Origin of the sequence: Pseudomonas sp. NPDC089422, from assembly GCF_044749405.1 — a bacterium.
In the GTDB taxonomy this organism is placed as follows: domain Bacteria; phylum Pseudomonadota; class Gammaproteobacteria; order Pseudomonadales; family Pseudomonadaceae; genus Aquipseudomonas.
Window position 1 is genome coordinate 113,769 of the sequence record NZ_JBIVHW010000013.1, and the last position, 20,661, is coordinate 134,429.

Annotated in this window: 11 protein-coding genes; 8 read left to right on the forward strand and 3 right to left on the reverse strand. The window is 63.8% G+C overall.

Translation table 11 applies throughout. The features are described 5' to 3' along the window. Positions 1 to 398: 398 nt before the first annotated feature. Positions 399 to 1,313 (reverse strand): LysR family transcriptional regulator, encoded by a 915-nt coding sequence (locus ACIPZ8_RS22885; RefSeq protein ID WP_110634855.1) that lies wholly within the window; start codon positions 1,311 to 1,313, stop codon positions 399 to 401. Between the two features lie 206 nt (positions 1,314 to 1,519). Between ACIPZ8_RS22885 and ACIPZ8_RS22890 the strand changes: the two genes are divergently transcribed. The 6 genes from ACIPZ8_RS22890 to pgm all read left to right on the forward strand — a co-directional run bounded on the left by ACIPZ8_RS22890 (position 1,520) and on the right by pgm (position 11,374). Then, a complete protein-coding gene (locus tag ACIPZ8_RS22890; RefSeq protein ID WP_400727919.1) occupies positions 1,520 to 2,542 on the forward strand; it encodes a zinc-dependent alcohol dehydrogenase family protein in 1,023 nt (340 codons plus the stop codon). A gap of 431 nt (positions 2,543 to 2,973) precedes the next feature. Beyond that, the gene (locus ACIPZ8_RS22895; protein WP_400727922.1) at positions 2,974 to 4,347 is read left to right on the forward strand and encodes a hypothetical protein; all 1,374 of its coding nucleotides are present in this window, start codon (positions 2,974 to 2,976) and stop codon (positions 4,345 to 4,347) included. After that, positions 4,347 to 5,657 carry a GntR family transcriptional regulator gene (locus ACIPZ8_RS22900; protein ID WP_400728118.1) on the forward strand — a complete coding sequence of 437 codons (1,311 nt, stop codon included), beginning with the start codon at positions 4,347 to 4,349 and terminating at the stop codon, positions 5,655 to 5,657. The genes ACIPZ8_RS22895 and ACIPZ8_RS22900 overlap by 1 nt, the downstream gene beginning before the upstream one ends. A gap of 85 nt (positions 5,658 to 5,742) precedes the next feature. Continuing rightward, positions 5,743 to 7,392 (forward strand): VRR-NUC domain-containing protein, encoded by a 1,650-nt coding sequence (locus ACIPZ8_RS22905; RefSeq protein WP_400727924.1) that lies wholly within the window; start codon positions 5,743 to 5,745, stop codon positions 7,390 to 7,392. After that, positions 7,389 to 9,650, forward strand: a complete 2,262-nt coding sequence (locus ACIPZ8_RS22910) for an ATP-dependent DNA helicase (protein ID WP_400727926.1) — start codon at positions 7,389 to 7,391, stop codon at positions 9,648 to 9,650. Before ACIPZ8_RS22905 ends, ACIPZ8_RS22910 begins: the two co-directional genes overlap by 4 nt. Before the next feature lie 86 nt (positions 9,651 to 9,736). Continuing rightward, complete coding sequence (gene pgm, locus ACIPZ8_RS22915) at positions 9,737 to 11,374, forward strand: phosphoglucomutase (alpha-D-glucose-1,6-bisphosphate-dependent) (RefSeq protein WP_400727927.1); 1,638 nt, start codon at positions 9,737 to 9,739, stop codon at positions 11,372 to 11,374. Positions 11,375 to 11,411: 37 nt separating this feature from the next. On the opposite strand, the gene ACIPZ8_RS22920 is transcribed toward pgm, so the two are convergent. Continuing rightward, positions 11,412 to 12,110, reverse strand: a complete 699-nt coding sequence (locus ACIPZ8_RS22920) for a pirin family protein (RefSeq protein WP_294332330.1) — start codon at positions 12,108 to 12,110, stop codon at positions 11,412 to 11,414. 175 nt (positions 12,111 to 12,285) lie between these two features. On the opposite strand from ACIPZ8_RS22920, the gene ACIPZ8_RS22925 reads away from it, so the two are divergent. Beyond that, positions 12,286 to 14,730, forward strand: coding sequence for a UvrD-helicase domain-containing protein (locus ACIPZ8_RS22925; protein ID WP_400727930.1), 2,445 nt, complete (start codon positions 12,286 to 12,288; stop codon positions 14,728 to 14,730). Positions 14,731 to 14,737: 7 nt separating this feature from the next. Here ACIPZ8_RS22925 and ACIPZ8_RS22930 read toward each other — a convergent pair whose 3' ends face one another. Further along, positions 14,738 to 19,465, reverse strand: coding sequence for a dermonecrotic toxin domain-containing protein (locus tag ACIPZ8_RS22930; protein WP_400727933.1), 4,728 nt, complete (start codon positions 19,463 to 19,465; stop codon positions 14,738 to 14,740). Between the two features lie 195 nt (positions 19,466 to 19,660). On the opposite strand from ACIPZ8_RS22930, the gene ACIPZ8_RS22935 reads away from it, so the two are divergent. Next, positions 19,661 to 20,587, forward strand: a complete 927-nt coding sequence (locus tag ACIPZ8_RS22935; protein WP_400727936.1) for an alpha/beta fold hydrolase — start codon at positions 19,661 to 19,663, stop codon at positions 20,585 to 20,587. Positions 20,588 to 20,661 lie beyond the last annotated feature (74 nt).

Sequence of the window (20,661 nt, forward strand, 5' to 3'; positions counted from 1 at the left end):
ACCAGCCTGGCGGCGAAGCATCACAGTGTTTTTTGTCGTTGCACCGGTTCAATATAGCGAAGTTTTTCCCGCTTATTTTTCTACAGAATGACTCTGTACAAAACAAATTGCGGTCTTTCAGCGATATGGTAGCAAATGACATCATCAGCAAGGGGCGGATTCCACGGCACTTGGACACCCAGCTCACGATCATCTGGACACGCATTCCACGCCCACTTGGATAGGCAGTCGGAGCGCAGCGGTTCAGGCTTGAATTGTTAGGCTGGGGTATCTTTTTCAAACCATCCAAAGCATGCCCTCAGATATGACCCCAATGTAGCAATCCATTGGACGTGGATCGGTTCCCATGGCCTATGAAACGCCAGAATTGATCAGCTAAACAGCCAGTCCGACAAAACCTAAAGACTATCGGGGTCGCCGAAGAACATTTGTATCCTTGACCGCAACCAGCGCTCCGCCGGGTCATTGTCCTGCGCCCCGCGCCAGGCCATGTGCAGCTCGAACGTGCGCACTTCCATTGGCAGGTCTTCAGCGCGCAGCCCTCCGGCTGCCGTCAAGGCATCGGCCGTGTAGTCCGGCACCGTCGCGACGATATCGGTGCCTGCCAGCAAGCTCCCCAAACCATTGAACTGCGGCACGGCCAGCACCACATGGCGCTTGCGGCCAATCTCTTCCAGCGCTTCATCGATGAAGCCGGAAAGGTCACCGGCAAACGACACCAGCGCATGCGGCCGCGCGCAGAAGTCGTCGAGGGTGATGCTGCCCGGCACGCTGTCGGCGCGCAGCAGCTTGGGCTTGCTGCGCCGCAGTATCTTGCGCTTGGCGTTGGCCGGCAGTTCGCTGGTGTAGCTGACGCCCACGGAAATCTCACCCGAGGCCAGCAGGGTCGGCATCAGCAGGTAGTTGACCCGGCGCACCACCAGAACGATGCCGGGGGCTTCGGCGCGGATGCGCTTGAGCAGCTGCGGCAGCAGGGCGAACTCGGCGTCGTCCGACAGGCCGATGCGAAACACCGCGTTGCTGGTCGCCGGGTCGAATTCGGCGGCGCGGCTGACGGCGGTGGAGATCGAATCCAGTGCCGGCGACAGCAAGGCAAAGATTTCATGTGCGCGTGCCGACGGCTCCATGCTGCGGCCGGTACGCACGAACAGCGGGTCGTCGAACAGGTTGCGCAGGCGTGACAGGGCCGCGCTGATCGCCGGCTGGCCGAGGAACAGCTTCTCGGCGGCACGGGTCACGCTACGCTCATGCATGAGGGTTTCGAACACGATCAACAGGTTGAGGTCTACGCGACGCAGGTCGTTTCGATTCATCGGTGCGCTTCGCCTGAAGTGGAGCAGGGGTGAATCTTAAGGCCAAAGGCTGTTACCCTGCACGGATTTCCGGGGGCCAATGCACAGGAAAGTCAGGTGCCCAATCGATGACAGGCATGTCGACTATTAATAGCCACTGATGGTCTAACGGCATAAGCCCGGATAAAGTCCGTGGTAATACGAGATTCACACAGGCGAGGTATGCGATGTCCCGCATGATCCGTTTCCACAAGTTCGGCGCTGCCGATGTGCTCCAATGCGAGGAGCAGGCCGAACCGTCACCTGCCGTTGGCGAGGTGCAGATCCGCGTCGAGGCGATCGGCGTGAGCTGGTATGACGTGCTCTGGCGGCAGAACCTGGCGCCATCCCAGGCCCGTCTGCCCGCAGGGATCGGCCACGAGATGGCCGGTGTGGTGACGGCGGTCGGCGAGGGCGTCGATGACATCGCGGTGGGCGACCGGGTCGCCAGTTTCCCGGCCACCAGTGCCAACGATCACCCGGTGTATGGCGACGTAATCGTCCTGCCGCGCACCGCCATCACCCGCTACCCGGACCTGCTCACGCCGATCGAGGCCAGCGTGCACTACACGCCGCTGCTGATCGCCTATTTCGCCTACGTCGACCTGGCACGCGCCAAGGCCGGGCAGACCGCCCTGGTCACCGATGCCAGCCATTGTGCCGGGCCTGCCTTCGTGCAACTGGGCAAGGCGCTCGGCCTCAAGGTGTTCGCCGCCACCAAGGAGCCCGAGCAGCGTGAATACCTGCTGGGCCTGGGTGCCGACAAGGTGATCGTCACCGAAGAGCAGGACCTGCTCATGCAGGTTGGCAAGTACACCGATGGCCGTGGCGTGGACATGGTCCTCGATGGCATGGGCGGGCCGCAGATGTCGCTGCTCGGCGATGTGCTGGCGCCGCGGGGCAGCCTGGTACTGTACGGGCTGCAGGGGGGCAACCAGACGCCATTCCCGGCTTGTGCGGCGTTCCAGAAGAACATCCAGTTCTACGTGCACTGCATCGGCAACTTCACCGGCAAGCCGGAACTGGGCATCAGCCAGGACCAGGTGGCGCTGCAAAGGGCCTTGCGTGATATCAACCAGTTCACCGCCGATCAGTTGCTGACGCCGCAGATCATCAAGGTGTATCCGTTCTCTGAAGTGGTCGAGGCCCATCGCTACATGGACGAATGCCCCTGTGGTGGGCGGGTGGTGCTGGACATGGCATCGAGCTGACAGCATGTTTGGCAACGAAAAACCGGGCTGATGCCCGGTTTTTTGCATTCTGGCTGGCTATCTTGGATAGGCTGAAGTTGTGGGCTTTGTAATTGGATGTTGCCAGTAAATCTTGGCACATATCATTAGGCGTTATTTTTCTCTATGGCTTTTCCTGTTGTCCGAACATTGTGTGGATCTCGATTTCTGAATGGTTTTTTAGTCGGGATCTGTATCTTTTAATCCATTTTCAAGGCTCGATAATGGCGCAATGATACTTGGCGCAAGGAGCGTGCGGTGGAGAAGAGCCCATATTTTTCAATGGCATGGCGACAGATTCTCGCAACTTAAAAGTTTCCTGTTTTTTTGTAGGAAAGTTCTTAAATTTAAATTCGTTGCACTCATTCACAGGTGGTCCGTTTGTGCGGCGAATGAAGTTGTGAGGTGACGCCGTGAGTAATGTTCACGACCAGGCTATGCACTTTATCTACCAACAGGTGCTGGAGCGCCTGTTGAGCCATATGACCAAGGCGCAACGTGTTTCGCTGCAACTGTTGATCCAGCGTTTGCTGGTGGCCGCCGGTGGGCCGGAATATATCGGTACTTTCAGGTTGCTGGTGGTGCAGGGCGCCGATCGCCGCAGTGCCCGGCTGTTGGCGGTCTTGCGTGCAGCCCAGCTGAGCATCGCCTTGCGGGCCCCGGTAACGTTCAAGCTCCGGGTATTGGTGAGTTGTTTGCCGGCAGCCGGCGGCGCGCAACTGGAGCAGCACGAACGCCACTTCAACACCTTGTTCATGCATGACGACCCGCGTGTGCAACTGGAAATGGTCGACGGGGCCGCTGTGGTGCCTTTCTGCAGTCGGGCCGACGCCACGGCTCGGGGTTGGCCGTTGGCACGTGAAGCCTTGCTCCTGTTCGGCCACCTCGTCGATGCACGCCCGGATGCACTGCTGGGCAGTCGCACGCACCTGGAGCTGGCCGATGCCATTCGCCTGGCGCTGGCCGCCTACCCGAGCGCCGATGCGCTGGTCACCGCCGTGCCTGCCGGCCAGCGCCGGCGCTTTGCGGCCTGGGCCCGGCGCAGCCTGCGCCAGGCAGGTTTGGCAGGCCCGGACGCGCTGCATCAATGTGTTGAAAACATGGCCAACTGCCTGGGCCAGCTGCATGTCGCCGTCGGCTTTCCGGGCGGGGCGCTTGCCACGCCATGCAGTGCACAGTCGAGGGCATTGCCGCTGCGGGTCATCGTGATCGACGATCTGCTTGCGCAACTGCTCGGTGAGGGCGAACTGGACCAGGTGCTGGGAGGGCGTTCCGAGCCGGCGCGACACGCCACGCCGCTGTCGGCGTTTGTCGACCCACTGGCGCTGGCGCAGTTGCATGAACTGGCCGCTCGCTGCAAGGCGCCTGTAGCAGTCAGGCAGGCATTGCGCCTGGTCAGCCCGAACGCTGAAATGCAGCCACAGCAGGCTCGCCTGGCCAAGGCATACGGCCTCGAACAGACGCAGCTTGCCTGCATGCTGTACCGGCCGTTTGCCGACCAGGGGGCGGGGCTCGAGCATTTTCTGCAATCCCGGCATGCCGACATGCTGGTCGCATTGCCTTACCTGCATCGCGCCCTGCAAGGCAAGAGCTGCCCTGACGCGGTCAAGGACTGGATCGTGAACACCAGCGGCCTGACGCTTGCGCAACTGCGCATGGTCTACAAGGGGCGGCTGGGGCCTGGCATGCGTCACTTGCTGGCCAATTTGGCGCGACGGGATGTGCAACTGCGCTTGCTGGAGCGCAAGGCTGCCCCGTGCACGTCGGCGCGCAAGGCGTCACCCTGATGGGGCGTGAGTTCGCCTATCAGGTGGTGTACCGCTACCTGGTTGCGTTGATCGACGAGGCGGAGCGGGGCGGGCAGCCACGCTTGCCCTCGTTGAGAGCCTTGTCCAGACGCCTGCGTGTTTCGTTGGCCACGGTGCAGGCCGCCTACAACCTGCTCGAACACGAAGGGCGTGTGCGCTCGGTGCCCAAGTCCGGCTACTTCGCCCAGGCCGGTATCCAGGCAGGCCGGGCCGATGCGGCCCATGCGCTGCCGTCGCAAGCCGTGCTGGAGCGCGCACTGTGCGCCCATGAGCGGCGCCTGGGGCGGCTGCGTGGGCGGCCATCGCGCGCGCTGGGCGGGCCACGTTTGTGTGATGCCCTGGCAGAGCGCTACACGCGGTCCTCCCGTCAGTTCTGGCGGCCGGAAGATGTGCACCTGGGCCCGGATGTGCAGGCCGTGCTGGAAACACTGCTGCTGGCGCTGGCGCTGCGCGGCGCTACCGTGCTGGTCGCTTCGCCGTGCTGCTGGCGTATCTTGCGCGTGCTGCAACGCTGCGACATGCGGGTCATCGAAGTGCCGCTGGATAGCTGCGGCAGCCTGGACATCGGCAGTCTGTCGAGGTTGCTGGGATGTGAGCCGGTGCGCATGGTGATCATGCCGTCGTGCCTGGGTATGCCTGTGGGGCGCCTGATGCCCCAGCAGGTTCAGCAGCAACTCGGTGATCTGCTGGCACTGCATCCGGTCTGGTTGCTGGAGAACGATCTGGACAGCGAGTTGTGTTTCGCCATGCCAACCAGGCGGTTGCGCGATTGCGTTGACCCGCGCTGGCTGCTGGTACTGGGCTCGCTGGAGTCCACAGTGGGGGGCGAAGCACCTTATGCCTACGTGCTGGGGAGCCACCCGGCCTTGCCGGAAGCGTTTGCCCAGCGCGCCTTCCAGTTGGCGCCGATGCGCCAGCAGGCGCTGGCGCAGATGATCGCGACCGGCGAAATCGATGAGGAGCTAGGCCGGATACGCCCAGCGCTGCAAGGGCGCATGGAGCAACTTGGCCAGCACGTGCGTTCGGCCCTGGGCCGGCAGGTGGACTTCGACATGCCCGATGGCGGGTGCGCCTTGTGGGTGCGTCTGTCACTGTCGCTGGCGGGCACACACGCCATGGTGGCGACAGCGGGTTCGGCTTTGCAGGTGCTGGGGGGTGAGCAATTCAGTTTGCACGGGCATTACCGGCAGCATCTGGCGCTGATGTGGCTGGGCGAGCAGCCCAAGGCACTGGTCGAGGCGCTGGACAGCTTGGCAGAGGCGCTGGCGTTCGGCACCATTCGTCGGTAGGTCGGCGGATTGAACCCTGATGCTTGCCTGGGTACAGGGTCTGTATGTATAAACAGTGCTCACTCTTGCTGCCCGACCCCGTCTTGTGATCGCCCACTCCGTCGATGACCCGCTGTATTACCTGCACAACTTCCGCCAGGTGCTGCTGTGGGTCGAGTCTCGTTACGCCGACCTGCTCGACGAGCAGGAGCTGGCCTTTCTCCGTGCCTTTGCCGAGTTGGCGCAGCCGGCCCAGGCGCTGATGGTGCGCATGGTGATGCGCAAGGGTGAGCTGTTTCGCCGTGACCGCCTGGACTATGCCGAAATCGGTGACAGCATGGCTGCCCTGCAGCCGCTGTTGGCATTGGGGTGGGTGCGCGAGCCCGAGGCCCTGAGCCTTGAGCAGCTGTTCGCGCTGCTGCGCAAGGATGAACTCGCTCTCGGGTTTGCTGGGCAGTTGAGCCGTCCGCGCGCGGCCAAGGGCGATTTGATGGAGCAACTGCGGCCGCTGGCGCTGGCGCCCAGGCCCTTGCGTGAGTGGTTCGCCCAGGCCCCGGTAGGTATTGTGCAATGGTGCCTGCAGCCGCTGTGCGACCGCATGCGCCTGTTGTTTTTCGGCAACCTGTACCAGGACTGGTCGGACTTCGTGCTGGCTGACCTGGGCCTGCTGCGTTTCGAGCAGGTTCCGTTCAGCTCCGACTCACGTGCCCTGCAGCAACGCAGCGAGGTCGACCAGGCCATGGCGCTGCACGAGTGTGCCGAGCGTCTGGAACTGGGTGAGGCCCCTGCATCGATCCTGGCGACACTGGCCGGCCTGAGTATCGATAACCCCTGGCTGGCGCGGCGCCATGGGCGGCTGCTGTTCGCCGTGGGGCAGCAGTGCGAGCGCCTGGGTGACTGGGACCAGGCCTTGGCGGTGTATGCCCGTAGCAGCCATGCGCAAGCGCGTATTCGTCAGGTTCGCGTGTTCGAGCGCAGCGAGCGTTGGCCGCAGGCCCACGCATTGGCCCGGGCGCTGGCGGCCGCACCGGCCAACGCCCTGGAAGTCCAGGCCCTGGAGCGCATGTTGCCGCGCTTGGCACGCAAGCTCGGCGGGCCCGCACAGCCCCGCCGACGCGCGGCGCCCCTGGAGCTGATCGAACTGGAGTTGCCGCGCGAGCAGGCTGCGCTGGGGGTCGAGGAGGCCGTGCGTCAATACCTGGCGCAAGCGGGAGGTGAGGCGCATTACGTGGAAAACACCCTCTTCAACAGCCTGTTCGGGCTGCTGTGCTGGGAAGCGATCTTCGCACCGGTTCCAGGTGCCTTTTTCAACCCGTTCCAGGCCGCGCCCCAGGACTTGCATGACAGCGATTTCCAGCAACGGCGCGGGGCTCAGTTCGCGGCCTGCCTGGGCCGCCTGGACGATGGCTCCCATCGCCAGGCCATCCTCGACTGCTACGCGGCCAAGCAAGGCCTGCAATCGCCGTTCGTGTTCTGGCCCATGATCAGCGAAGCGTTGCTCGATCAGGCGCTGGCGTGCCTGCCCGCCGCGCACTTGAAACAGTGCTTCCTGCGCCTGCTGCAGGACATCCGCAACAACCGTGCCGGCATGCCGGACCTGATCCAGTTCTGGCCGGAGCAGCAGCGCTATCGGATGGTCGAGGTCAAGGGGCCGGGTGACCGCCTGCAGGACAATCAGCTGCGCTGGCTGGAATTCTGCGCCGAGCATGGCTTGCCGGTGGCGGTCTGCCATGTGCGCTGGAGTGCGTCAGCGTGAGCTATCGCGTGGCGGTACGGGCGTTGTGCGAATTCAGTGCCAAGGTCGGTGACCTGGACCTGCGCTTTACCCCGTCACCCACGGCGCAGGAAGGTATCGAAGGGCACCGTCGCGTGGTTGCCCGGCGCGCCGCAGGCTATGAGGCGGAAGTCGCCCTCGAGGGCGAGTACCAGGGCTTGCAGGTGCGTGGGCGCGCTGATGGTTATGACCCGGCCGCCAACCGCCTGGAAGAAATCAAGACCTACCGCGGCGACCTGGCGCGGCAGCCGGCCAATCACCGCCAGCTGCATTGGGCCCAGGCCAAGGTCTATGCCTGGCTGCTGTGCCAGGCGCGGCAGTTGCCGGCCATCGAGGTGACGTTGGTCTACCTGGATGTCGACAACGACAGCCAGACCCTGATCAGCGAGCACTACCGCGCCGATGCCTTGCAGGGCTTCTTCGAAACCCAGTGCCAACGCTTTCTCGCCTGGGCCCAGGCCCAGCAACAGCGCCTTGCCGAGCGCGACCAGGGCTTGCAGGCCCTGGGCTTTCCCTACCCGCAGTTTCGCCAGGGCCAGCGGCAACTGGCCGAAACCTTGTACAAGGCGGTCAGCACCGGGCGCTGCCTGATGGCCCAGGCCAGCACCGGCATTGGCAAGACCCTCGGCACCTTGTTCCCGCTGCTCAAGGCCATGGTCCCGCAGCAACTGGACAAGGTGTTTTTCCTCACGGCCAAGACGCCGGGCCGGGCGCTGGCACTGGACGCGTTGGGCCAGATCAGCACGGGCACGCCGCAGCCGGCCTTGCGCACGCTTGAGCTGATCGCCCGGGACAAGGCCTGCGAATACCCGGACAAAGCCTGCCATGGCGAGTCCTGCCCGCTGGCCCAAGGCTTCTACGACCGCCTGCCCGCCGCGCGCGAGGCGGCGGCCCTGCGGCCCGTGCTTGATCGCGCCGGGCTGCGCGAGGTGGCCTTGGCGCATCAGGTGTGCCCGTACTACCTCGGCCAGGAAATGGCCCGCTGGGTGGACGTGCTGGTGGCCGATTACAACTACTACTTCGACGCCCACGCCATGCTGTTCAGCCTGACCCAGCTCAACCAGTGGCGGGTTGCGGTGCTGGTGGACGAGGCGCATAACCTGGTCGAGCGCGGCCGCGGCATGTACAGCGCCAGCCTCGACCAGGGTCAGTTGCTGGCCTTGCGCCAGAGCAAGCCGCAAGGGCTCGGCAGTGCCCTGGACCGGCTGAATCGGCAGTGGAACGCGCTGTACAAGGAGCAGCACGCGCCGTATCAGGCCAGCGAGCAGCTGCCGGAGGCCTTCCTGCGTGCTCTGCAGCAGTGCATCGGGCTGATCCAGGAGCGCATGAACGAAACGCCCGCCGAGGTCGATGCCCAGGTGCTGCAGTTCTTCTACCAGGCGCTGCAATTCAGCCGCGTGGCCGAACTGTTCGACGAGCATTTCCTGTTCGACGTCAGCCTGCGCGAAGGCCCGCGCAGAAGGCGCCTGGCCAGCTTGTGCCTGCGCAATGTCACCCCGGCCCGGCTGCTTGCCCCGCGCATGCAGGCAGCGCGCAGTGTGACGCTGTTTTCCGCCACCCTGAGCCCACGGCATTTCTATACCGACCTGCTCGGCATGCCGGCCGATACCGCCTGGCTGGAGGTGGCGGCACCGTTCCAGGCCGAGCAGCTCGAGGTGCGCATCGCCAGCCAGGTCTCGACCCGCTATCACCAACGCCAGGCTTCACTGGCGCCGATCACCGAGCTGATTGCCGACCAGTACCAGCGTCAGCCAGGCAACTACCTGGCGTTCTTCAGCAGTTTCGAGTACCTGCAGCAGGTGGCCAGCCGGCTCGCCGAGCGTCATCCTGGCATCCCGCTCTGGGCCCAGGCGCCGGGCATGGACGAAGGCGCACGCCAGGCCTTTCTCGACCGCTTCGTGGCGGACGGGCAGGGGGTGGGCTTTGCCGTGCTCGGCGGGGCGTTCGGCGAAGGGGTCGACTTACCTGGGACACGGCTGATCGGCGCATTTGTCGCTACCCTCGGCCTGCCCCAGGTCAACCCGGTCAACGAACAGTTCAAGCAGCGCCTGGGCCGGCAGTTTGGCGCCGGTTTCGACTACGCCTACCTGTACCCCGGCGTGCGCAAGGTCATCCAGGCCGCCGGGCGGGTCATTCGTGGCGACCAGGACCGCGGCGTGCTGGTGCTGATCGACGAACGTTTCGCCGAATCACGGGTGCAGCAGATGTTTCCCGCGTGGTGGCAGGTGGCCGTTAAATAATCCTTGGCGGCCCCATCGCACGGTCATGCAACTCCCAGTACACTGCGTGTTCCAACACCAACATCCGTTGAACTCGAGGTTTTTGCATGACGCTCAGTCCTTTGGCAGGCAAGCCGGCTCCGGCCAGCGTGCTGGTCGATATTCCCCGCCTGCTCACCGTCTACTACACCGGCCGCCCCGACGCCGCCGTGGCGGCTCAGCGCGTGGCCTTCGGCACCTCGGGGCACCGGGGCAGCTCGTTTGACCTGAGCTTCAACGAGCACCATGTGCTGGCGATCACCCAGGCCATCTGCCTGTACCGCCAGGAAAAAGGCATCGACGGCCCGCTGTTCATCGGCGCCGACACCCACGCGCTGTCCGCGCCGGCCGCAGCCAGCGCGCTGGAGGTGCTGGCCGCCAATGGCGTGCAGGTGATGCTGTCCAAGGACGACGAATATACCCCGACGCCTGCGGTGTCCCATGCCATCCTCTGCTACAACCGTGGCCGCAGCCAGGGCCTGGCCGATGGCATCGTCATCACCCCGTCGCACAACCCGCCACAGAGCGGTGGTTTCAAATACAACCCGCCCAACGGCGGCCCGGCCGACAGCGATGTGACCAAGTGGATCGAGGCCAAGGCCAACGAACTGCTGACCGCGGGCCTTGCCGGGGTCAAGCGCATGGCGCATGCCCAGGCGTTGCAAGCTGCCACCACCCAGCGCCATGACTATGTGGCCAATTACGTGGCCGACCTGGAAAACGTCATCGACTTCGACGTCATTCGTGGCGCCAACCTGCGCCTGGGCGTCGATCCGCTGGGCGGGGCAGGGGTGCGCTACTGGTCGGCGATCGCCGAGCGCTACCAGCTGAATCTGGAAGTGGTGAACACCGAGGTCGACCCGACCTTCCGCTTCATGTGCGTGGACTGGGACGGGCAGATCCGCATGGACCCATCCTCGCCTTACGCCATGCAAGGCCTGATCGGCCTGCGCGATCGCTTCGACGTGGCCTTCGCCTGTGACCCGGACCATGACCGCCATGGCATCGTCACCGCCGATGGCCTGCTGCAGCCGAACAACTACCTGGCCGTGGCCATCGACTACCTGTACCGCCACCGTCCGCAATGGCGCAGCGACGCCGCAGTGGGCAAGACCGTGGTATCCAGCGGCCTGATCGACCGCGTCACCGAGCGCCTGGGCCGTGAGCTGTACGAAGTGCCGGTGGGCTTCAAGTTCTTTGCCCAGGGCCTGTTCGACGGATCGCTCGGTTTCGGCGGTGAAGAGAGTGCCGGTGCCTCGTTCCTGCGCAAGGACGGCACGGTCTGGGCCACCGACAAGGATGGCCTGATCCCGGCGCTGCTGGCGGCCGAGATGACCGCCCGCACCGGGCGCAACCCGAGTCAGGCCTATAACGACCTGACTGCGGCGCTGGGCAAGCCGTTTGCCACCCGCGTCGAGGCCAAGGCCGATGCCCGGCAGAAAGCAGCCCTGAGCAAGCTGGCACCGGAGCAGGTGAAGTCCACCGAGCTGGCCGGTGAGCCGATCGTGCAGATCCTCAGCAAGGCGCCGGGCAATGACCAGGCGATTGGTGGCTTGAAGGTGATGACGGCCAATGGCTGGTTTGCCGCGCGGCCTTCGGGGACGGAAGACATCTACAAGATCTACGCCGAGAGCTTTGTCGACGAGGCGCACCTCAAGCGCCTGGTGGAAGAGGCGCAGGTGCTGGTGGATGCGGCGATTGCCTGATTGAACTGAGTGGGGCTGCGCTGCAGCCCCCTTTCACTTATGCAACATCGACCAGAACAATCTCGCTGTCTTCGATCGCAGTCACCCGCAGCACTTCTTCTTCCTCGATCGCCACGCCATCCCGGCCCTTGGCACGCAATCCATTGACCTCCACCAGCCCCTTGGCTGGCACCAGGTAACCCCGGCGCCCGGCATCGAAGCGGTATTCGGCGGTTTCGCCTGCCCGCAGCGTCGCAGCCACCAGCCGTGCATCGGTGCGGATTTGCAGGCTGTCCTCATCACCGGCACGGCCACTGGCGAGGGTCACGAAGCCTTCGCCGCGCTCACCCTTAGGGAACGGGCGGGTTCCCCACGACGGTGCATCGCCAACCTTCTCCGGCACGATCCAGATCTGGAAGATGCGGGTATCGACCTCTTCCAGGTTGTACTCGCTGTGCACGATGCCGCTACCGGCACTCATCACCTGCACGTCACCAGCTTCGGTGCGGCCCTTGTTGCCCAGGCTGTCCTGGTGGGTAATGGCGCCTTCACGCACATAGGTGATGATTTCCATGTCGCGGTGCGGGTGCGGCGGGAAACCGCTGCCTGCGGCAATCAGGTCGTCGTTCCAGACCCGCAGGTTGCCCCAGTGCATGCGCGCCGGGTCGTAGTATTCGGCAAACGAGAAGTGGTGGTGGGCGTCGAGCCAGCCGTGGTTGGCGTGGCCGAGGCCTTCGAACGGTCGCAGTTGCAGCATGGTCGTGCTCCTTGATTCAGTGGAATGGAGCCATGATGCGCGAAAAATAGATCGAAAATAAGCGTAAATATCGGCTAATTATCATCATGTAATTAGATCGATAGTGGCGATGTGGATTATGCGATTCATCGCCTAATCCACTGATCTGCAAGCATTCGCTGGCGATTTTCGGCGGATGCGGCGAACATGGCCTGCTGATCTGATTTTCAACGGAGTGACCGTGGCCCACGAGCAACCCCAGGCCCCCGCCGAACTGACCCCGCCCGCCCAGTTACCTTGGTTGCGCCGCCTGGCCGCCCGCCTGCTAGGCCGTGGCTTGAACCGCCTGCAGGCGCAACACCGCGACTCCTGGTCTCTTGGTTACGAGGCCGGGCTCCAGGTGCTGGTGATCCGCGATGCACGCCCTGACACGGCCGCCGTGCCCAGGCAGGACGACAACCTGTTCGACGAATGGCGCCTGCCGTTGAGCGCCGAACTGAAAAAGCGCTTCAAGGCCGACGTTGCCCTGCGCCTGCCCGCCGAGGCCCAGCCCAGCGCAGCACAGTGGAAGCTGATCTTCAGCGACACACCGTCCACCTGCGTGGTGGCCGGCGCCGGGGCGGGCAAGTCGACCTCGCTGGTGCTGCGTATTTTGCTGCTGCGTCACTACCTGGGCTACGAGCTGGACGCGATGACCGTGGTCACCTTCACCCGCGAGTCGCGCAAGGACTTCATCAAGCGCCTGGTGCAGGTGTTCGCCCTGTGGCAGCTCGACCTGCAACCGGCCAAGGCCCGCGAGCTGGTACGCACCTTCCATTCGCGGATCCTGCCGCTGGTGCGCAGCCTGCCGGGCTTCAGCCAGGTGCGGGCGTTCGAGACCCTGGGCAACGAGATGCCGGCGGGCCGTGAGGCAGAAGCCGAGAGCAACCCGTTCGACCTGCGCCTGAACGATGCCCAGCGTCAACAGCTCAACCAGTGCTACAGCCAGTTGCTCGGCGACAGCCCACGCTTCGCCGAGATCGTCGCCACCTTGCGCCGTGAGGCTCTGCAACTCAAACCACTGGACCCGGATCACCCGGATGTGCAGAAGCGGGTGCAGGTCACCCAGCTGGCCGCCCAGCGTGACGAAGAATTGTGCGACGTGATCGAGGACCTGTGGTTTGCCGCTGGCGCCTGGCCGATCAAGGGCATCGAGCCCTGCCGCGAAACGGTCCAGATCCGTGGCAGCCGCTTCCATGTGCACGGGCGCCTGGAAGGCCTCGATGCCTGGGTGGTGCTGGGCTTCGATCCGGCGGAAAGCGCCCAGTACCAACGCCCCGGCGCCAAGCTGGCGGTGCGTGCCGAATGGGCAGTCAAGCGCACCCTGTTGCAGGCCTTCTGCGACAAGCCGCTGATCTGGCTCGACAATTACGCCATGGCCCGGCGCTTGGCGGCGTCGCTGGCCGGCGATGCCGTGGCCGGGCCCGGTTTCGAATACAAGGTCAAGGGCGAGCTGGCCCCGGCGCCGCTGCTCGACGCTTTCGTCGGCGCCGCCAACTTCATCGAGAACCTCGGCCTTGAGGTGAACCCGGCCGTGGCAGCCATGAGCTTCCCGTCCGGTGACACTGACGCGCTGTTCTTCGAGGCGTTGGCCCTGTACTGGAAAGCCCTGGAAGCGCACCTGCTCGATCAGTCGCCACCGGTGATGAGCTACAACCGCATGTTCGCCCTGTTCGGCGAGAACAACCCGGAGAACCTGCAGCTGCTGCCAGACCCGCTGCTGCGGCCACTGGCGCACCTGATGATCGACGAGTTCCAGGACGTCTCGCCGCAGATCGTCAGCTGGCTGCGCGCCAGCCTCGCGGAAATCCGCCGCCGCGGCCCGGCCATGCACACCGGGCGCAATGCCCAGCATTCATCGCTCATGTGCGTCGGCGATGACTGGCAGTCGATCTACGGCTGGCGCGGCAGTTCGCCGAAGTACTTCATGGAGTTCACCAAGGCCTTCCCGTCGCCGGCCAATACCCGGGTCATGCTGGTCGACAACTACCGCTGCCAGCAGCAGGTCATCGACGCTGCCGAGCACCTGGTCAAAGGGACGCCGGCCATTACCGGCAAGAAGGCCCGCGCCAGTGGGCCGGCTGCCGAGCTGCCAGCATCCCCGGTGCGGGTCTTCGACCGTGACGAGGCGGCGCTGGGCGAGACTCTGATCGAGCATTACCAGCGTGGTGAATCGGTGATGATGCTGTACCGCAAGGGCAGCGACAAAGCCCTGATGAACGAGCACCTGCAAGGCGTTCTGCACGCCGAAGCGCAGTTGCCCGCCGAGCAACGGCGCCTGCGCCAGCTGACCTACCACAGCGCCAAAGGGCTGCAGGCCGATGCGGTGTTCATGCTCGGCGATTGCCAGTACCTGACCAGCTCGCCCTACAAGAACCAGGTGTATCGCCAGGCCGGGCTGGGCAAGGCCGGTGATGCGCAGCCGTTCGACACGGCACAGAAGGAAGAAGTGCAGCGACTGGCCTATGTGGCGGTGACACGGGCCGTCAGGCACTGTTACTGGCATGTCGAGAGCGCCAACGGCGAGGTGGCGGGCGCACCTCGCGCATCGGCGCAGGTCGATGGGCGTCAGGCCTTTTTCGACGACCTGCGCGGGCAGTAGGCTGGGGTCAGTTCGGGTCGGCCTCGGCGGTCAGCTGTTCGTTCAAGGCCGCTTGCTCCTGCTGCAACCTGGCGGGGATCAGGTTGCTGGCCTCCAGGTACTGGCCCTCGTTTAGCGTCACAGGCAGCAACTGCCCGTTGGCGTCCACGGGGGGGGTGGCTAGCACCTGGCCAAGCAGGTCGATTACCCCGGCGAGCACTTCGCCGGGCAGTCCGTGGTCTGCGCTTGCCGCTGCGTGTTGCAGGCCTTCCAGATAGGTAATGACTTCCACCCAGCGCTCGTTCAGGGCCTCGAAGCGTTCGGCAAAGTGGGTGCGCAAATAAATTTGCCAGTCGGGGTGCTGGGCGATCCAGGTGCGCCGCGCAATGGCATCCGCTTCCAGGCTGAAGACCCGCTGCTCGACGTTGTAGATCGTGGCTCCTGACATTGGGGCCTCTGTGTAGAACCATTGTAAAGGACCAGGCTCGGGGAAACCGAGAAGACCGGCCAGCTCTTCACGAAGCCTCAGGCGTATTTCTTCAAGGTCGGAATCGTCACCGAGAACCTGGTCGGGTGGCAAGTCGTCCAGTGGGTCGAGCCACGGCAACTGCAGTTGCGCAACGTTCAGGCTTGGATCCTGATCCAGGGCCTGCCGCAGTTGTGCCCGGCTGGTTACCCGTCCCTGATGGATGACGCGGGCACATCCGTTCACGCTTTCGCGGGCATACAAGCCGCGCATGGTATTGAACATCCTTCCCGGATGAGGCGGTGTCGTAACTACCTCCGAGAGGATGCTCACCTCCACCTGCAGAGTACTCAAGGCATCGGCCAGGGCGTTGCTTTCAGCGTTAACGAATTCGAGGGCGACCCGTTCCAGGCGTTGGGTGAGGTGGGGAAGCAGATCAGGGTGCTGCAAGGCGACCGCTTTCTGGCGGATGTCGCTGATCTGTTCGAGCATCGGCCATACGTCAATTTCGATGTCCATGGCGCGCACTTCGGCCAAGCTTTCGACGATGTCCAGCAGTTCAGGATGGGCACCGCCAGTGAACAGTTGCTCCCAGATATTGCGGCGTGCGTCGCTGGCACCGAGCAACCACTGATTGAATTCGACCTGCACCTGCCGGCTGGCGAGTTGCGCACTGGGATCAGGTGTCAGCGGGTTTCGCAGGAAACGCCAGCGGGTCGGGTTGTCGGCGCGGTTTAGCGCCTGTACGAAGGGGCTTGCGAGCACGCGGGGAAGCTCTGGCACTTCGGTGATAGCGTTGCCGCTCAAGTCCAGGTTACTCAGTGCGGCGTGGGGGTTTTCCATCAGCGCCGTCAGCCCGTCTGGCCAGGCGTGCAGCTGGCAGTCACTCAGGTTGAGGCTCTCCAGCCGAGTGAAACGGTCCAGGCCGGGCAGCCGCTGTAACGGGTTGTCATACAAGTCAAGGGCTCGCAGCGCCGGGAGCGAGGCAAGTGTTTCGCGTTCGTTGAACGTCAGCTCCGTAATCCCGCAATCGATGAGGCTCAGGCCGCGCAGCTCACGGGCGTCAGGCAGTGCCCTGAACAGCGAGCTGGCCCGCAGTAACCCATTGTGGCGAATGCTGAGCTGTTGCAGCATAGGGAAACTGCGCAGGAAGTCCTCGGGTATTTCCTCCAGGCCAATCGCACCGATGTCCAGGCGAATGATGTGGTCCATGCGCACAGGAAGAGAAGGCAGGGCCGGGATGTGCATGTGCTCCAGGGTAAAACGGTCGACATAGTCACGGCACCACACACGATTGAGCACTTTGCGCAGCTGGTTGCGCGACGGCTGCTCTTCAGGCGTTGCTTGCGCCACCCATGCCTGCAAGCGGTCAGCCAGAATCTGCTGCTGCATTTCCAGCGCAGTGATCTGCTCGCCGACATTGCCATGCGTGCGCAGGTCATCCAGCATGTTGCGTCGCTGAATGGGGTCAAGGGCTGGATACAGGCGTTGTAGCCGCTCCTCCTCGATGCCCATGCCCCTGCCACTCAGGGGGTAACCCAGACCACCATCTGCCAGATGCGACGGGGGCACGAAGCGAGGCTTGATCGGTCGCTGGCCTAGCAGCATGGCGGCGCGGGCACGGTCACTGACAGCAATATCGAACAGCTGCGCACGGCTTGCGCCCGGGTGCTCGGCCCGTAACGCGGCCTCCAGCGTCAGGCTGTCGGCGGTGCTCAGGCTGTTGCGATAGAGCCCCAGCAAGGCACGATCCAGGCGCGCCCGTGCCTGCTCTATTCGCGCCTGCTCGCCGATACGCAGGGGCACACGTTTCATCGCCAGGTGTTGTTGCTCCTGCGGGTTGGTCGCTGCCAGAAGATCCTGCAACACTGCGTCCGGCAACCCTGGGAATTGCCGACTCAGCGTTTGCGTTTGAACGGATTGAGGTGCGCGCCTGCTTGCGTGAAGGCTGCCAGAAATAGCCTGGTGCTTGCCTTGCAGCTGGTCGCCGAGCAGGTTGGCCAGTTTCGAGGATTGTTCGGGTACGGGAGTATCACCCATCAAGGCGCGCACGACGCCACTGTCCAGCTGATCGACGATGACTTGGCAAAGCTCACCGTTTTCCAGATCGCTCAGGGTGATCTCGATCTCCACCTGGCCGGGCCTCCAGTCGCCACCCAGGCGCGTGTGCGCGCCGAATGGCTCTGCGCCCTCGTACACCTTGAGCACGTGATCTTCGGGCCAACCCTTGAGCTGCAGGAGCTCAGGCAAGGCAAAGTTCTTGTAGGCCGCCAGAGGCTCATGTTGACGAACCCGGCGGATGATATCGAGCGTTTCGCCGTCGATTGCCAGTCGCTGTATCAAGTCCACCAACCGGGCAGGAGGACGTTCATTACCCAGGTGCACCTGGCGCAGAATGCGCGCGTCGATGCCACTGCTGCGCCTGGCGGCATCCAGTTCGGCATCGTCCAGGCTGTCGTTGAGGGCGAGTCGCCGCATCAGTTGGCTATCGTCCCAGTGCAGGGGTTGTTCATGAGCCAGTCGCCAGCCACCTCGGCCATTGTGGTGCAACCGTGGCGAGTAGGCGTTCACTGCCCCAGGGTGGCGGACTCGCCATTGGCCTTGGCTGTCTTCGAACACTTCGTGAAGGCGGCCCTCCAGGCGCAGGTAGGTGCCGCTCGGAGTACGGTAGAGCCCTTGAGGGTCGGGTTGTAGTTGCTCGGGCAGCTTCTTGGTACTGGCGTAGTCGCGCATGTCGGCATGCCAGAGTACCTGCCTGTCACCATGCCAGACGCTCTCCAGGGCATCGACGAACCCGGAGGCCTTCAACGCCTTGGCTCCGACGGCGAATCCGGCAAGCACGGCGACATTGATCGCCAGTGATTGCAGTTGGCCCAAGGCTTCGTGGGTATCTCCGTCCTCCCAGGCGGCGAAACCGGTGAAAACGGAATCCATGATGTCGTAGGCAAATACCGCCAGCATCACTGCATCCAGCCCCGGTATGAAGAATGCGGCCACATTGAGCGCGTTCATGCCTGCATCGAGCCAATGCTGTAGTTGCTCGGCGCGGGCCTTTGCATCGGCATCGGCAGTGGGGACGGCAATCGTTCGGGCGTCCTGCTTGAGGCGCTCGGTGTGGCTTTGGTACAGCACTGGCCAGGGATCTGACGCCAGTAGCGTTCTGGCCCAGTGAATGTTGCTGTCTTCGCGTGGTTTGCGGGTACCCGTGTCTGTAACCGTGAACAGCGCGCTTTCCAGCCTGCGGCTGAGTTCTGGCTGCTGGCGCTTGTAAGCGAAGCCGATCAATTGTTGACGGAAACTGCTTTGCAGCAACCGTTGTCGAAAGTGTGCCCCCGCTGCTTGCAAGGAGGCATATTCCCTGACCGGGTGCTCGGTATCGTTGGGAATATAGAGGATGCAAGGGTTGTTCTCGTCGGCCTGGTCAGGCCCGATCAGAAGCACGTCATGAATCGGGATGCCGAACAGGCTGAAGCGCCAGCAGCGCAGTGGCGCTTCACCGTAGAGAGGAAAGCTCACGTTGTTGCACAACTGGGCCAGTGCATTGCGACCAGGGCGCGACAAGAGCCCCTTGAGTGATGCGATCAAGACCTGCACCTTCAGTGCCTGCCTGCTGGCTTGAATCCATAGCCTTGCGATCTCGGCCTGGTTCGAGCCTTGGTAAACAGCGTGAAGGTGGTCCTGATATCGCTGGCCGAGATCCAGCTTACGGCACAGGCGCACGAAGCCTTCAGGCTCAAGGTCCTGGAGGGCCTCGTCGGTATGCGTGCTCTGCGTCAAGGCATCATAGGGGCCGACTTCGTCGAGGCCTTCGAAGTTGTGCAGTGCAGCCTCCAGCAGCGTGCGCTTCTGCGCCGCGCCAACCGGGCGAGTCGTGGTGGGCTCGGGCTCCTGTACAGGCGGCTGGGAGAACTCGAACCCGGGTGGGTTGATCCAGGGGCTGATGACCTCGAAGGGCTGATGAACGTATTGGGCTTTCTCCACGTCAGTTGCCGGGTTCAGCCGAGCCTCGAGCAAAGGCTTGCAGAATTCGCTGATTCCCTTGAAGTTGCCGAGCGCGGCATGCAGTGCCTTCACCTGGGTATCGCGATAGGCCATGAATTGCTTCAGAAGCTGTTGCTGCTCGGGCGCTGCTGCGGCGTACCAGCTGTAGGGCGAACCGTTTTCGTCCAGGTAGTCTTTTCGCACCGTTTGCACGATGCGCCGGGTATGGTCGGGATGCAGGGTTCTGACCCAGGCGGGCAGGCTGCGGGTGATCTGGACCTGATGGTAGGGCGTGGGGGGGTGGTTCATGCTGCTGGCACTCCGTTGTATGGAGGCAAGAGTCGAAGCTATTCATGCGCCTGCCAGGCGGTACATATGGCTGCGCGGGTCGGTTCTATGCATGCAAGGGTCGGTAGCAGGCCAACAGCTGTCGGGCGAGTGCGGGAAGGTGAGGCATGACGCGAAGGTGGCGCTGGCTCAGGCACTCTGAAAGGGAGAACTCGGATGCATTCGCTGTGCAGTCCCAAGGATCACCTGCTGGACCTCGATGGCATCGAAATAGCAGTACGCACCTGGGGGGCCGAAGATGGCATTCCGGTGTTGGCGTTACACGGCTGGCTGGACAATGCGGCCTCGTTCGAGCGCTTGGGGCCATTGCTGGAAGGCTGTTTTGTGGTGGCACCCGACCTGGTGGGGCATGGCCGCTCGGACCATCGCCGCCACGACAGTGGCTACTACCTCTGGGAGCATGCCGAGGACATGCTGGCAGTCACCGACAGCCTTGGTCTGTCTCAGTTTCATGTGCTTGCCCATGGCATGGGCACTGGCATCGCCTCGCTGCTCGCGGCCATGAGCAGTGGTATCGCCAGCATGATCTTCCTCGATGGCATCGGGGCACCCTTTACCGTGGCCGAGGACGATCGCGTGCAGCACCTGGCGCGCGCCTACCGGCTCAAGAAAATGGTCAAGCGCAGCCAGTTGCAAGGCTTTGCCGAGCCTGAAGGCAGCCGTTTCGACAACCTGGAAACCGCCCTCGAGCAACGGCGCAAGCGCCTGGATGGCGAGTTGACGGAAGACGCCGCGCGGCTGCTGGCCCTGCGCGATCTGCTGCAGCTGGCCGAGGGTTATTGCTGGCGCCACGACCCGCGGTTGGTGCTCCCCGAGCCCATGCCGCTGACCGAGCGCGAGGCGTGTGACCTGCTGCGGGAGATTCGCTGCCCGTTGTACCTGATGTTTGGCCGGCAGGGCGCGTTCAGCGGCAACGGATTCGAACAGCGCCAGGCGGCATTGCCAGGCCATGCCAAGGTGTCCTGGCACCCGGGTGGGCATCATTTTCACCTGGAGGCGCCTGACCGGGCGCTGGTCGACCAGATCCTGCGCATCCTCGCCCGGCATGAGGGTGGCCAGTTGCAACGTCTGGTGAATGAGTAGGGGTGATGGTCAGGGGGCCAGGTCCTGGGCTATGGTGGCGAACCTGCTCGGGCAATCGCCACAAGGAGTCTGGC

Bases quoted from the DNA above. Each gene is read 5' to 3' on its own strand.
- pgm (WP_400727927.1), top strand. From the start codon at position 9,737: ATGACGCTCAGTCCTTTGGCAGGCAAGCCGGCTCCGGCCAGCGTGCTG.
- ACIPZ8_RS22890 (WP_400727919.1), top strand. From the start codon at position 1,520: ATGTCCCGCATGATCCGTTTCCACAAGTTCGGCGCTGCCGATGTGCTC.
- ACIPZ8_RS22925 (WP_400727930.1), top strand. From the start codon at position 12,286: ATGCGGCGAACATGGCCTGCTGATCTGATTTTCAACGGAGTGACCGTG.
- ACIPZ8_RS22935 (WP_400727936.1), top strand. From the start codon at position 19,661: ATGCATTCGCTGTGCAGTCCCAAGGATCACCTGCTGGACCTCGATGGC.
- ACIPZ8_RS22885 (WP_110634855.1), bottom strand. From the start codon at position 1,313: ATGAATCGAAACGACCTGCGTCGCGTAGACCTCAACCTGTTGATCGTG.
- ACIPZ8_RS22930 (WP_400727933.1), bottom strand. From the start codon at position 19,465: ATGAACCACCCCCCCACGCCCTACCATCAGGTCCAGATCACCCGCAGC.
- ACIPZ8_RS22920 (WP_294332330.1), bottom strand. From the start codon at position 12,110: ATGCTGCAACTGCGACCGTTCGAAGGCCTCGGCCACGCCAACCACGGC.
- ACIPZ8_RS22900 (WP_400728118.1), top strand. From the start codon at position 4,347: ATGGGGCGTGAGTTCGCCTATCAGGTGGTGTACCGCTACCTGGTTGCG.